The following is a 14,617-nucleotide window of genomic DNA, read 5'->3' on the forward strand; positions in this document are numbered from 1 at the left end:
TGGCCCACGCCCCCGCCGCGAGGGCGCTCGGCCGCCGGGGCCCTGGTGTGGCTAGCCGACCTCGGGGTCGCCCTTGGTGTAGGAGAGCCGCTCGACCTGGCCCGATTCGAACTGGTCGTCGACCCTCTTGCCATTGACGAACAGCTCGATCGCCCCGGCGTTCCCGAGGATCAGGTCGACCCGCTCGTCGTCCTGGAAGGTCTTGGACTCGCCCTTGAGGAGCAGTCCGTCGAAGAGCAGCTTGCCGTTGTGCGACTTGGCCGAGATCCAGCTCTTGTCGTCCATGGCCGACAGCTTCACCGTCACCTTGTCCTTCGGCACCGCCGCGATGGCGCTGTCGGAGGGCTCGGGCTTGGGATCGACCGGCTTGGCCGGCGTCGGCTTGGCCGGGCTGGGCTTCTTGTCGGGCGCGGGGCCCTCGGCGACGCGGTTGTTCTGCTTGCCCTCGTCGCCGTCGAAGAGGGTGAAGCCGACGAAGCCGATCACGGCGACGATCGCCGCGACCATGGCGGCCGTCCAGTTGGGGCGGCGCGGTTCGGGGCGGATGCGCTCGGCTTCGAACAGCGGCGCGGCAGGCGTCGGCGAAGGGCGCCCGCCGTGATCGTCGTCGTACTGTTCGACGAGCGGATCGGGGTCGATCCCGACGGCGCGCGCGAGCGTGCGGATGTGCCCGCGGGCGTAGACGTCGCCGCCGCACCGCGAGAAGTCGTCCTGCTCGATGCCGTGCACGATGGGGATGCGCACCCGGGTGGAGGAGCTGACCTCGTCAACGGTCAGACCTGCGTCGATGCGAGCTTGCTGGAGCACACGACCGATCGAAGGCCGGTCGTCCTCGAGAGAAGGCCGGTCGTCGTCGGGGGAGTTGCCGATGGACACGGGGGCGCCTTTCGAGCGTGTAGCCACCTGCTGGAGGTTCAGTCTATGGGTGGTACGAAAGGGTGGGGCAACCGGGCGGAGGGTGTTTGTACGCCATCAGAATGGCCGGACGTGATAACCGGACACCGTGATGGCCCGTAATGGTGGGACATGGGTCTGTCCCTCCCTCCAACTTGACGTACGCCTAAGGGAAACGGTTGCCCGCCAAACCCTTACGAATGAGACTCCCCCCGGATCACGGCGAGCACTCCATCCAATTCGTCGGGCTTGACGAGCACGTCACGCGCCTTGGAGCCCTCGCTGGGCCCCACGATGTTCCGGGACTCCATGAGGTCCATCAGCCGTCCGGCCTTGGCGAAGCCCACCCGCAGCTTCCGCTGGAGCATGGACGTCGACCCGAACTGGGTGGAGACGACCAGCTCGGCGGCCTGGCACAGCAGATCGAGGTCGTCGCCGATGTCCTCGTCGATCTCCTTCTTCTGCTTCGTGCCGACCACGACGTCCTCGCGGAAGACCGGCGCCATCTGATCCTTGCAGTGCTGGACGATCGCCGCGACCTCGTCCTCGGTGACGAAGGCGCCCTGCATACGCGTCGGCTTGTTCGCGCCCATGGGCAGGAAGAGCCCGTCGCCCTTGCCGATCAGCTTCTCCGCGCCCGGCTGGTCGAGGATGACCCGGCTGTCTGCGAGCGAGGACGTCGCGAAGGCGAGCCGGGAGGGCACGTTCGCCTTGATCAGACCGGTGACGACGTCGACCGAGGGCCGCTGGGTGGCCAGCACCAGGTGGATGCCGGCGGCGCGGGCCAGCTGGGTGATCCGGACGATCGCGTCCTCGACGTCGCGGGGCGCCACCATCATCAGGTCCGCGAGCTCGTCCACGATGACCAGCAGATACGGGTACGGGGTGAGCTCGCGCTCGCTGCCCTCGGGCGCCTTGACCTTCCCGTTCCTTATGGCCTGGTTGAAGTCGTCGATATGGCGGTACCCGTACGCGGCGAGGTCGTCGTAGCGCAGGTCCATCTCCCGCACGACCCACTGGAGCGCCTCGGCGGCCCGCTTGGGGTTGGTGATGATCGGCGTGATCAGGTGCGGAATGCCCTCGTACGCGGTGAGCTCGACCCGCTTGGGGTCGACGAGCACCATCCGCACGTCCTCCGGGGTCGCCCGCACCATGACGGAGGTGATCAGGCAGTTGATGCAGGAGGACTTGCCGGACCCGGTCGCTCCGGCCACCAGCACGTGCGGCATCTTGGCGAGGTTGGCCATCACATAGCCGCCCTCGACGTCCTTGCCGAGCGCGACCAGCATCGGGTGGTCGTCCTCGGCGGCGTCGGCGAGGCGCAGCACGTCGCCGAGGTTGACCATCTCGCGGTCGGTGTTCGGGATCTCGATGCCGACCGCGGACTTGCCCGGGATCGGGGAGATGATCCGTACGTCCGGGCTGGCGACGGCGTACGCGATGTTCTTGGTCAGCGCGGTGATGCGCTCGACCTTGACGGCCGGGCCGAGCTCCACCTCGTAGCGGGTGACCGTCGGACCGCGGGTGAAGCCGGTGACCGCCGCGTCGACCTTGAACTCCATGAAGACGTTGCTGAGGGAGGCGACGACGGCGTCGTTGGCGGCGCTGCGGGTCTTGCCGGGGCCGCCGCGCTCCAGCAGGTCGAGGGAGGGCAGCGAGTAGGTGATGTCCCCGGCGAGCTGGAGCTGCTCGGCGCGCGCGGGGAGCGGCTGGGAGGCCTCCCGGGCGGGCTTGGTCAGATCCGGCACGGAGGCGCTCGCCGCGGGCTCCTTCGCGGCGGCCTTCTCGGCCGCCGGACGCGGAGCCTCTCGCTCGCCGGCCTCGCGGGCCGACGGGACGGGCGACGCCGCCCGCTCCCGCTCGGCGGTGACGTCCCGGGTCAGGTCGGCGACGATCGGCGAGGGCGGCATGCCGTTCAGCACGGCGCCGTCCAGCGCGGCGGCCGCGGCGGCCGCCACGTCCACGGCGTCCATCGGGCGCCCCATGGGCGGCTGCACGGAGGTCCTGCGCGGTCGCCTCCGCTGGGAGAGCGCCTCCTGCTCCGCCTCGTCGGGGTCGTACTCGCCGGCTTCGCTCCGGCGCGCGGAGGAGCGCCTGCCGCGCGCGGGCGGCGCCTCGCGCCACTGGTCGTCGTACTGCTCGTCGTAGGCGTCCTCGCCGTCCGCCCCCGGCTCGTACGCCGGCTCGACGATCCCCAGCTTGGAGCCGAGCAGGCGCAGCCGCTGCGGGATCGCGGTGACGGGCGTCGCGGTGACGACGAGAAGGCCGAAGACGGTGAGCAGGACGAGCAGCGGTACGGCGAGCACCTCGCCCATCATGAAGATCAGCGGCTTGGAGGCGGCCCAGCCGATCAGCCCGCCCGCGTCCTGCATCGCGTCGGTGCCCTCGGCGCGGCCCGGCGAGCCGCAGGCGATGTGCACTTGTCCGAGCACGCCGATGACCAGCGCGGAGAGGCCGATGACGATACGGCCGTTCGCCTCCGGCTTCTCGGGATGGAGGATCAGGCGTACGGCGATGACGCCCAGCAGTATCGGCGCGAGCAGGTCGAGCCGGCCGAAGGACCCGGTGACCAGCATCTCGACGAGGTCGCCGACCGGGCCGCGGAGATTGGCCCAGGTGCCCGCGGCCACGATCAGCGCCAGACCGAGCAGCAGCAGCGCCAGACCGTCCTTGCGGTGCGCGGGGTCAAGTCCCTTGGCGCCGCGCCCTATGCCGCGGAACATCGCGCCCACGGCGTGCGCGAGGCCGAGCCAGAGGGCGCGCGCGAGGCGGTACACGCCCCCGGTGGGCGAGGGCGCCGGTTTCGGCGCGGGCTTCTTCGCCGCCGCCTTCTTGGCGGGCGGCTTCTTCGCGGGCGCGGCCTTCTTCGCGGCCGCTGCCTTGGGGGCCGCCTTCTTGGCGGGCGCCGCCTTCTTCGCCGCGCCGGTCGTACGGCCGGCGCGCGGCTTCGCGGTGCCCGCCGCGCCCTGGGAACCGTTGCCGGACGTACGTGAGGCCATGGTGGTGAGGTTACCGGTGTCGACGGCAGTGGCAACGTGTGCCTACTGCTTCACCCGTTCGTGTCGTCGCGGTCAGGCGGGAAGCTGACGCCTTCTCAAGCACCGGGCCGCGGTTCAGTTCTGCGAGGGGAGGGTAGGGGTGCCGCCGCCGGTTCCGGGCTCCAGTGCGTCGAGCGCACGGCGCAGACCGGTCAGCTTGCGCTCCAGGTGAGCCGCGGTGGCCACGGCCGCCGCGTCCGCCGAGTCGTCGTCGAGCTGTTTGGAGAGGGCTTCGGCCTGCTCCTCAACTGCCGCGAGCCGCGCGGACAGTTCGGCCAGCAGCCCCGCGGGCTCCTTGGAGTCGCCCGCGCCGGTGTGACCGCCGCCCTCCAGCTGGAGGCGCAGCAGGGCGGCCTGCTCGCGCAGCTGGCAGTTCTTCATGTACAGCTCGACGAACACCGAGACCTTGGCGCGCAGCACCCATGGGTCGAACGGCTTGGAGATGTAGTCGACGGCGCCCGCGGCGTAGCCCCGGAAGGTGTGGTGCGGGCCGTGGTTGATGGCCGTGAGGAAGATGATCGGGATGTCCCGGGTCCGCTCCCGCCGCTTGATGTGCGCGGCCGTCTCGAATCCGTCCATGCCCGGCATCTGGACGTCCAGCAGAATGACCGCGAAGTCGTCCGTCAGCAGCGCTTTGAGCGCCTCCTCCCCTGACGATGCCCGCACCAGTGTCTGATCGAGCGCCGAGAGGATGGCCTCCAGCGCCAGCAGATTCTCCGGCCGGTCATCGACCAGGAGGATCTTGGCCTTCTGCACCATGGCCCGTCCTCCTCGCCCCGGAAGTGCACCGGGCGCCGCCCCAGGGGACGACTCCCTTGCGCCGCCCGTCCTTGTGCCGGTCATGGTAGCCGCACCCCGCCTGTCGCCACACCCTGTCACCGCGATGTCACTGTGCACGTAGCAGAAACGTAGCGGGAGACCAGAAGGTTCCCCGAATACCGCCGTCTCACACGCCGTCGGCCACAGTCTGTCAGCAACTCATCAGGATCCACTCCGCCATCGATCACTCCCCGCGCATCCATTGCTCCATCACCGAGAGCAGGTGATCGGGATCAACCGGCTTGGTGACATAGTCGGAAGCTCCCGATTCGATGGCCTTCTCGCGGTCCCCCTTCATCGCCTTCGCGGTGAGCGCGATGATCGGCAGCCCGGCGAACTGCGGCATCCGACGAATCGCAGTTGTCGTGGCATACCCGTCCATCTCGGGCATCATGATGTCCATCAGTACGACCGTCACATCGTCGTGCTGTTCCAGGACTTCGATGCCCTCCCGCCCGTTCTCCGCGTACAGCACCGACAGGCCGTGCTGCTCCAGCACGCTGGTGAGCGCGAAGACGTTGCGGATGTCGTCGTCGACGATCAGCACCTTCTCGCTGTCGAAGGCGAAGGTGCGCCGCTGCTCCGGCGCCTCCTGCGGCGCGCTCGCCGTGCTCCAGGGCTCCTGGGCCGGCGCCGAGCCGTTCGCCCGCCCCGGCAGCGCGGGCGGCTGCTCCACGGCGCCGAGCGCCTTGCGCCGCCGCCGGAACAGCGCGGCGGGCCCGGCGTGGGCGTCGACGGGCGCGCTCGGCTCCGACTGCGGACCCGACTCCTCGAGCACCCCGTCGTCGGCGACCCCGTGCGGGTCGACCGCGCCCGGCGCGAGCTGCGGGTAGCCCTGCGGCGGCAGTTCGCTCGGGTGCAGCGGCAGGTAGAGCGTGAACGTCGAGCCGCGGCCCGGCTCGCTCGCCGCGTGGATCTCGCCGCCCAGCAGCCGGGCGATCTCCCGGCTGATCGACAGCCCCAGGCCCGTACCGCCGTACTTGCGGCTGGTCGTGCCGTCCGCCTGCTTGAACGCCTCGAAGATGACCCGCATCTTCCCGGCGGCGATCCCGATGCCCGTGTCGGTGACCGAGAAGGCGATCAGATCGCCGTCCGCGTCCCGCAGCGAGCCGGCCTCCAGCAGCTGCTCCCGGATCGACTGCGGCACATCGGCGCTCGCCGGACGGATCACCAGCTCCACCGCGCCGCTGTCGGTGAACTTCACCGCGTTCGACAGAAGGTTGCGCAGCACCTGCAGCAGCCGCTGCTCGTCCGTGTGCAGCGTCGCCGGCAGCTCCGGCGACACCCGTACGGAGAAGTCGAGGCCCTTCTCCGCGGTCAGCGGCCGGAACGTCGCCTCCACGTAGTCGACCAGCTGCACCAGCGCGATCCGCGTCGGGGAGACGTCCATCTTGCCCGCCTCGACCTTCGACAGATCGAGGATGTCGTTGATCAGCTGGAGCAGGTCGGAGCCCGCCCCGTGGATCGTCTCGGCGAACTCCACCTGCTTCGGCGAGAGATTGCCCTCCGCGTTGTCCGCGAGCAGCTTGGCCAGGATCAGCAGCGAGTTGAGCGGCGTGCGCAGCTCGTGCGACATGTTCGCCAGGAACTCCGACTTGTAGCGCATGGAGACCGCGAGCTGCTCCGCCCGCTCCTCCAGCACCTGCCGGGCCTCCTCGATCTCGGTGTTCTTCACCTCGATGTCGCGGTTCTGCTGGGCCAGCAGCTCGGCCTTCTCCTCCAGCTCGGCGTTGGACGCCTGCAGCGCCTTCTGCCGGTTCTCCAGCTCCGCCGAGCGCTCGCGCAGCTGCTCGGTCAGCTCCTGCGACTGCTTGAGCAGCACCTCGGTCTTGGTGTTGACGCTGATCGTGTTGACGCTCGTCGCGATCATCTCGGCGATCTGGTTGAGGAAGTCCCGCTGGATCTGGGTGAAGGGCTGGAACGACGCCAGCTCGATCACCCCGAGGACCTTCCCCTCGAAGAGCACCGGCAGCACGATCACATACGCGGGCGAGGCCTCGCCGAGCCCCGAGGAGATCTTCAGATAGCCCGGCGGCACATTGACCTGGATCGTCCGCTTCTCCTCGGCGGCGGTGCCGATCAGCGTCTCGCCCGGCCTGAAGGTCGTGGGCATCAGACCCGCGGAGTAGCCGTAACTGCCGCGCATGCACAGCTCGTACGACAGCTCGCCGCCGGGCGCCACGTCAGGGCTGTGGCCCGAGGGCATCGCCAGGAAGAACGCGCCGTGCTGCGCCGAGACCACCGGCGTCAGCTCGCTCATGATCAGCGAGGCGACGTCGTCCAGGTCCCGCCTGCCCTGCATCAGACCCGAGATCCGGGCCAGGTTGCCCTTGAGCCAGTCCTGCTCCTCGTTGGCGAGGGTGGTGTCGCGGAGGTTCGCGATCATCGTGTTGATGTTGTCCTGGAGGACCTGGATCTCGCCGGCCGCGTCCACGTCGATCTTGAGATTGAGGTCGCCGCGGGTCACCGCGGTCGCCACGGCCGCGATGGCGCGCACCTGGCGGGTGAGGTTCCCGGCCATCTCGTTCACCGACTCGGTGAGGTCCCGCCAGGTGCCGTCGACGTCCCGGACCCTGGCCTGACCGCCCAGCTGCCCGTCGGTGCCCACCTCGCGGGCCACCCGGGTGACCTCCTCGGCGAACGACGACAGCTGGTCGACCATGGTGTTGATGGTGGTCTTCAGCTCGAGGATCTCGCCCCGCGCATCGATGTCGATCTTCCGGGTGAGGTCGCCCTTGGCGATGGCCGTGGTGACCGTCGCGATCTGGCGCACCTGGCCGGTCAGGTTGGACGCCATGGAGTTCACGGACTCCGTGAGGTCCCGCCAGGTCCCGGAGACGCCCGGGACGTGCGCCTGGCCGCCCAGCTCGCCCTCCGTGCCCACTTCGCGGGCCACGCGGGTCACCTCGTCGGCGAACGACGACAGGGTCGTCACCATCGTGTTGACGGTGTCGGCGAGCTCGGCGACCTCGCCGCGCGCCTCGACGTCCACCTTCTTGGTCAGATCGCCGTTGGCGACCGCCGACGACACCCGGGCGATGTTGCGCACCTGGCTGGTCAGGTTGTTGGCCATCAGGTTGACGTTGTCGGTGAGGTCCTTCCAGATGCCGGACACGCCCCGCACCCGCGCCTGGCCGCCCAGCACGCCCTCCGTGCCCACCTCGCGCGCGACCCTGGTCACCTCGTCGGCGAAGTCCAGCAGCTGGTCGACCATCGTGTTGACGGTCGTCACCAGCTCGAGGATCTCGCCCTTCGCGTCGACCGTGATCTTCTTCGACAGATCGCCCTTGGCGACCGCGGTCGTCACCTCGGCGATATTGCGCACCTGCGAAGTCAGGTTGTTCGCCATGAAGTTGACGGACTGGGTCAGGTCCTTCCAGGTTCCGGAGACTCCCTGCACCTCCGCCTGGCCGCCCAGGATGCCCTCGGTGCCCACCTCGCGGGCCACCCGCGTCACCTGCTCGGCGAACGACGAGAGCTGGTCCACCATCGTGTTGAGGGTGTTCTTCAGCTCCAGGATCTCGCCGCGCGCGTCCACGTCGATCTTCTGCGACAGGTCGCCGCGGGCCACCGCCGTGGCGACCTGGGCGATGTTGCGGACCTGGCCGGTGAGGTTCTCCGCCATGCCGTTCACGGAGTCCGTCAGATCGCGCCATACGCCGGCGACGCCGGGCACCTGCGCCTGACCGCCGAGGCGGCCCTCCGTGCCCACGTCCCGGGCCACCCGGGTCACCTGCTCCGCGAAGGCGGAGAGCTGGTCGACCATGGTGTTGATGGTGTTCTTGAGCTCCAGGATCTCGCCGCGCGCATCGACGTCGATCTTCTGCGACAGGTCGCCGCGGGCCACCGCGGTCGTCACCTGCGCGATCTGGCGCACCTGCGAGGTCAGGTTCCCGGCCATGAAGTTGACGGAGTCGGTCAGCTCCTTCCAGGTGCCGCTGACGCCGTCGACGCGCGCCTGACCGCCGAGGCGGCCCTCCGTGCCCACGTCCCGCGCCATCCGCGTGACCTGGTCGGCGAAGGACGAGAGCTGCGCCACCATCGTGTTGACGGTGTTCTTCAGCTCCAGCATCTCGCCCGCCACGTCGACCGTGACCTTCTGCGACAGATCGCCGTTCGCCACCGCCGTCGTCACCTGCGCGATGTCGCGGACCTGGCCGGTGAGGTTGCGGAACGCCGTGTTCACCGAGTCGGTGAGGTCCTTCCAGGTGCCGGCCGCGCCGGGCACCTCAGCCTGGCCGCCGAGCCGGCCCTCGACGCCGACCTCCCGGGCCACGCGGGTCACCTCGGAGCCGAAGGACTGGAGCTGGTCCACCATCGTGTTGACGGTGTTCTTCAGCTCCAGCATCTCGCCCGCCACGTCGACCGTGACCTTCTGCGACAGATCGCCGCTCGCGACCGCCGTCGTCACGGTCGCGATGTCCCGCACTTGAGTGGTCAGGTTCCTGAAGACCGTGTTCACCGAGTCGGTGAGGTCCTTCCAGGTCCCGGCGGCGCCCGGCACCTGCGCCTGGCCGCCCAGCAGACCCTCGGCCCCGACCTCGCTCGCCACTCGGGTGACCTCGTCCGCGAACGTGCGCAGCGTCTCGGTCATCTGGTTGATGGTCTCGGCGAGTTGGGCCACCTCGCCGCGCGCGCTCACCGTGACCTTCTGCGACAGGTCGCCGTTGGCGACGGCCGTGGTCACCTCGGCGATGCCCCGCACCTGCGAGGTCAGATTCCCCGCCATCGTGTTGACGGAGTCGGTGAGGTCCTTCCACACGCCGGCCACGCCCGGCACCGTCGCCTGCCCGCCGAGCTCGCCCTCGGTGCCCACCTCGCGGGCCACCCGGGTCACCTCGGAGGAGAAGGAGGACAGCTGGTCCACCATCGTGTTGACGGTGTTCTTCAGCTGCAGCATCTCGCCGGCCACATGGACGGTGACCTTGCGTGACAGATCGCCCTTGGCGACCGCCGTGGTGACGAGAGCAATGTCACGTACCTGAGCGGTCAGCCGGTACGCCATGGTGTTCACCGAATCCGTGAGATCCTTCCACGAACCGGACATACCGCGCACCTGCGCCTGACCGCCGAGCTTCCCCTCGGTGCCGACCTCCAGGGCGACCCTGGTCACCTCGTCGGTGAACGCCGACAGCTGGTCCACCAGGTTGTTGACGGTCCGCGCGACCTTCAGGAACTCGCCGCGCAGCGGCCGTACGGCCCCGTCGTCCGTCCCGTCCTCGGAGTGCGAGCGCAGCTCCATGCGCTGCTCCAGATCGCCCTCGGCGACCGCGGACAGCACTCTGCCGACCTCGGAGACCGGCCGCGCCAGATCGTCCACCAAGGCGTTCGACGCGTCCACAGCGGCCGCCCAGGAGCCCTCGCAGGCCCCTGTCTCCAGCCGCTCGGTCAGCTTCCCCTCGCGTCCGACCATCCTGCGTACGCGCGCGATTTCGCCCGTCAAATGCAGATTGCGGTCCGCTACCTCGTTGAATACTGCGGCGATTTCCGACATGACGCCATCGCCCGACACCGTCAGACGCCGACGGAAATTCCCGTCGCGCATGGACGCCAATGCCGCCAGCAGCCTGTTCAGAGCCGCCGTATCCACCTCGGTAGTCCCATTGCTCCGGGACCGTCCGCCCTTCGCGCGCGTGCCCTTGCCACGCGCCGCCACGTCAGACTCCACCGTGTCCCTCCCGCAGGGGTTGACCGAACTGCCCAGGCTGTCTCAGGAAGCAAGCCCAGTGTTTCACTCTGGCCGAACCAGGCCATAACAGTTCGGCAGCTTCGCATAGCGTCCCCGCCCCCGCAGGGCGGAAACAGCGGCGACCGGCATCCGCTAGGACTGCGAAGGTAAGTAACCTGGCATCCGGCTGTCCAACCGCCCCGGTCCGCCCGGCGGGGGCGGCGTGGGACGTGAACTTCCACCGGGCACCGGGAGGGGCAGGGCCGATCATGGCAGAGCCGGGCGTCGAGACGCGTACGAGGAGTTCTGTGATCACCGCGCGGGCGGCCGCCAGCTTCGACCCCGTCGGGCGGTCCGTCGCGACCGCCCGCGCCTTCGTCCGCGACACACTCCAGGGCTGGGGGTACTCCGACGTCGTCGACGACGCCGTCGTCCTCACCAGCGAACTGGTCACCAACGCCGTCGTGCACGCGGGCACCTCGGCCGACGTGCTGTGTCTGCGCTCCGAGGACGGCGTCCGCGTAGAGGTCGCCGACCGCTACCCCGAGCGCGAAGTCCCCATGCAGGGCACGTCCCAGCAACTGGTCAACCCCGACCGCGAGAACGGCCGGGGGCTGCTCCTGTGCGCCGCCCTGGCCTCCCGCTGGGGCGTCGAGTACAGCCCGACCAAGAAGCAGGTCTGGTTCCAACTCGACCTCCCCCAGCGCCCGGTCGGCACCCGCTCCGCCGGCCCGGTCGTGCCCGTCGGCCTCCTCCCGGTCGCCGACGAGCGCGTACGCGTCGCCGTGTCCCAGATCGACCGCAGCGGCGCCATCTCCGTCTGGAACGAGGACGCCGAGCACCTCTTCGGGTACCCGGCCGATCAGGTCGTCGGCAAGCCCCTGACCGACTTCGCCGCCTGGCCGCACACCCCGGGCATCGGCACCGGCATCGCCGAGGCCCTCCAACTCTCCCGCTGGGAGGGCAGCTACGGCATCCGCGGCGCCGACGGCCGCGTCATCCCCGTCTACGCCTCCCACCTTCGGGTACGGGACACGCACGGCGAGCCCTCCACCGTCTGCCTGCTCGTGCGCGACGACGAGCGCGCGGTCCTGCAGACCCCGCAGCGGGCCCCGGTCACCGACTCCGTCAACGAGAGCCGCTCCGCAGACCCGTTCGAGGTATTCATCGGCTCCCCCGCCCCTGACGACCTCGACGGCCTGCTCCAGCGAACCGTCGAACGCGCCCGCGACATGCTCGACGGCGACGCCGCCTTCCTGCTGCTGGCCACGGACGACGAGACCGAGCTGGAGGTACGGGCCACCACCGGACTGCCCTCCGCACGGCAGCGCTTCGCCCGCGTCCCCGTCGAAGCCGGAACCGGCCGCTACGGCTCCGCCCGGATGCCGGCCGTCCACGAGGACCTCACCGCCGTCCCGGGCGCCGTCCCGCTGCTCAACTCCACGGGCATGCGCTCGGTCGTCACCGTCCCGCTCAAGGTCGAGGGCCGCCTCACGGGCTCCCTCGGCGTCGCCGCCGAGTCAGCCGGCCGCTACTCCAACGAAGAGGCCCTGCGCCTGCAGTTCGCGGCCGACCGCATCGCGCTCGCCGTCGAGTCCGCCCGCCTCGGCGAGCTGGAACGCCTGCGCCGCGGCTCCCTCTCCTTCCTCGTCGAGGCCTCCGACCTCCTCGCCGGCACCCTGGACCGCGACCAGACCCTGGCCCTGATGGCCCAGATGACCGTGCCGACGCTCGCCACCTGGTGCGCCGTCTACACGATCGCCGACCCGGCCTCGGAGCCGTACCTCAGCTATGTGCTCCACGAGGACGAGGAGCGCATCGACGGCCTCAAGGCCCTGCTCTCCAAGATCGCCCCGCCGGACCCGGTCCCCACCCCCGGCGCCCGCGTCTGGAGCGCGCCCGCCGACGCCGCCCAGCGGGCCGCCCTGCTCACCTCCAAGCGCGAGCTGGGCCTCGGCGCGACGCCGCCGGTCTCCTCCGGCATCGGCACCACCCTCGCCACGGCCGCCGCGGTCGGCGGCGAGACGGTCGTGCTCCCGCTCGTCGCTCGCAACCGCGTGATCGGCATGCTGACCCTCGGCAAGCCCTCCGACGACCACTTCCGCCAGGAGATCCTCGAACTGGCCGAGGATCTCTCCCGCCGAGCGGCGCTCGCCCTCGACAACGCCCGCCTCTACTCCGAGCGCATGGCCATCAGCCAGTCCCTCCAGCGCAGCCTTCTGCCGCCGGAGCTCCCCCAGGTCCCCGGCGTCGAGGTCGAGGTCATCTACCGCGCGGCCGGCGAAGGCAACGAAGTCGGCGGCGACTTCTACGACCTCTTCCCCATCCGCGACGGCGCGTACGGCTTCGCCATCGGCGACGTCTGCGGCACCGGCCCGGAGGCCGCCGCGGTCACCGGCCTCGCCCGGCACGCCCTGCGCCTGCTCGCCCGCGAGGGCTTCGGCGGCCCGGCCGTCCTGGAGCGGCTGAACGCCGCCATCCTCGACGAGGGCGCCCGCAGCCGCTTCCTCACTCTTCTGTACGGCGAGCTGTGGCCGCAGGAGGACGGCAGCGCGATCCTCAAGGTCGTCTGCGCCGGCCACCCCCTCCCGCTGCGCCTGCGCCAGGACGGCAGCGTCGAGCCGGCGGCCGAGCCCCAGCCGCTGCTGGGCGTCATGGACGACCTCGAGCTGTACGAGCAGGTGGTGACCCTCGATCCCGGCGACGTGCTTCTCTGCGTCACCGACGGCGTGACCGAGCGCCGCGAGGGCACGCGCATGCTGGGCGACGACGGACTGATCGACGTCCTCACCGCCTGCACCGGCCTCACGGCGGGCGCGGTCGCCGCCCGGGTCCTGCGCGCGGTCGAGCGCTTCGCGGCGGAGCCCGCGTCCGACGACATGGCGATCCTCGCGATGCGCGTCCCGGAGCCCCAGGTCTGAACACGAAGAAGGCCCCCGCCACTTGGCGGGGGCCTTCTTCACTGAGCCCCAATACGGAATCGAACCGTAGACCTTCTCCTTACCATGGAGACGCTCTACCGACTGAGCTATTGGGGCCTGCTGCGCTGCGGCAACGGGATAGATCATACCCCGAACACAGGGCCGCCAAGAACCACCCATTCCTCTGGACCGCCCGCCGCCCTGCTGCCACCATGCGCGAATGCTGACAGGCCCGAGAACACCCAGGCTCGCCGTCGCAGCAGCCGCTGTCGCACTCCTCTTAGCCGGCTGCGGCGACGGCGACGGCAAGGCCGAACCGAAGCCGAAGCCCAAGCCGTCCCCGGAGGCGAAGGAGACCCCGCGCCCCGGCGATCAGCGCGTCACCCTCACCTGGAAGGGCAAAAAGCGCGTGTACGCAGTGCACGCGCCGCCCTCGTACACCCCCGGCGCCAAGCTGCCGCTGGTCATCGCCATGCACCCCTACCCGAGCGACGGCACGTACGTCGCCCAGCTGACCGGCCTCAATGCGAAAGCCGACAAGGAAGGGTTCCTCGTCGCCTATCCCGACGGCCTGGACCAGGCGTACAACGCGTTGATCTGCTGCGGCGCCGAGGACGACGTCGGCTTCATCTCGGAGATGACCAAGCGTCTGCTGAACACCTGGCAGGCCGACCCGGACCGCGTCTACGCGACCGGGATCTCCAACGGCGCCGACATGGCGTACAGACTGGCCGTCGAGCTCCCGGGCACACTGGCGGCGATAGCCCCGGTCAGCGGTGGATACGGCGGCTCGGCCGCTGAAGACGCCGCCTATATGCCCAAGTCCCCGGTGCACGTCGCCACGTTCGTCGGGGGCCTCGACAAGAACTACAACCTGATGGAGATCGGCCTGAAAACCTGGCACAAACGGCTGGAATGCGAGGCCGGCCCCGCGGTGAGGCTGAAGGACAAGGTCACCAGGACGACCGCGAAGTGCCGGGACTCCTCGGAGTTCGTGACCTACCGACTCCCGGACATGGGCCACAACTGGCCCGGCAGCGAGGACCTGACCATGGGCGCCCCGACGGCCGGCGTCAATGCCACGGATGTCATCTGGGAGTTCTTCAAGGGCCACCCCAGGAAATCCCCCTGAACGCAAAAATGCCTCAACCCCCGAACAGAGTTCGGGGGTTGAGGCTAAAAATTGTTCGGCGGCGTCCTACTCTCCCACAGGGTCCCCCCTGCAGTACCATCGGCGCTGAAAGGCTTAGCTTCCGGGTTCGGAATGTAACCGGGCG

General features: G+C 69.9%; 6 protein-coding genes, 1 tRNA gene and 1 rRNA gene. 2 read left to right on the plus strand and 6 right to left on the minus strand.

Annotated features, from left to right (window positions below):
* Window positions 1-51 precede the first annotated feature (51 nt).
* From AB0M39_RS31930 to AB0M39_RS31945, 4 genes are all read right to left on the minus strand, one after another.
* A complete protein-coding gene (locus AB0M39_RS31930) occupies window positions 52-876 on the minus strand; it encodes a RodZ domain-containing protein (RefSeq protein ID WP_365369895.1) in 825 nt (274 codons plus the stop codon).
* Window positions 877-1,088: 212 nt separating this feature from the next.
* Window positions 1,089-3,893 (minus strand): DNA translocase FtsK, encoded by a 2,805-nt coding sequence (locus tag AB0M39_RS31935; protein WP_365369897.1) that lies wholly within the window; start codon window positions 3,891-3,893, stop codon window positions 1,089-1,091.
* A 114-nt stretch (window positions 3,894-4,007) separates the two neighbouring features.
* The gene (locus AB0M39_RS31940; RefSeq protein ID WP_365369899.1) at window positions 4,008-4,691 is read right to left on the minus strand and encodes a response regulator; all 684 of its coding nucleotides are present in this window, start codon (window positions 4,689-4,691) and stop codon (window positions 4,008-4,010) included.
* A gap of 244 nt (window positions 4,692-4,935) precedes the next feature.
* On the minus strand, window positions 4,936-10,419 hold the full coding sequence (locus tag AB0M39_RS31945) for a HAMP domain-containing protein (protein WP_365369901.1): 5,484 nt from the start codon (window positions 10,417-10,419) through the stop codon (window positions 4,936-4,938).
* Between the two features lie 269 nt (window positions 10,420-10,688).
* Here AB0M39_RS31945 and AB0M39_RS31950 point away from each other — a divergent pair, with 269 nt between their 5' ends.
* Window positions 10,689-13,340, plus strand: a complete 2,652-nt coding sequence (locus AB0M39_RS31950) for a SpoIIE family protein phosphatase (RefSeq protein WP_365369903.1) — start codon at window positions 10,689-10,691, stop codon at window positions 13,338-13,340.
* A 44-nt stretch (window positions 13,341-13,384) separates the two neighbouring features.
* Here the strand turns inward: AB0M39_RS31950 and AB0M39_RS31955 are convergent.
* A tRNA-Thr gene (locus AB0M39_RS31955) sits at window positions 13,385-13,457 on the minus strand.
* Window positions 13,458-13,560: 103 nt separating this feature from the next.
* On the opposite strand from AB0M39_RS31955, the gene AB0M39_RS31960 reads away from it, so the two are divergent.
* Window positions 13,561-14,472 carry a PHB depolymerase family esterase gene (locus AB0M39_RS31960; RefSeq protein WP_365369905.1) on the plus strand — a complete coding sequence of 304 codons (912 nt, stop codon included), beginning with the start codon at window positions 13,561-13,563 and terminating at the stop codon, window positions 14,470-14,472.
* 53 nt (window positions 14,473-14,525) lie between these two features.
* Here the strand turns inward: AB0M39_RS31960 and rrf are convergent.
* Window positions 14,526-14,617 (minus strand): 5S ribosomal RNA (rrf, locus tag AB0M39_RS31965); the annotation flags it as partial.

This window comes from Streptomyces sp. NPDC051907 (assembly GCF_040681075.1).
Classification (GTDB): Bacteria; Actinomycetota; Actinomycetes; order Streptomycetales; family Streptomycetaceae; genus Streptomyces.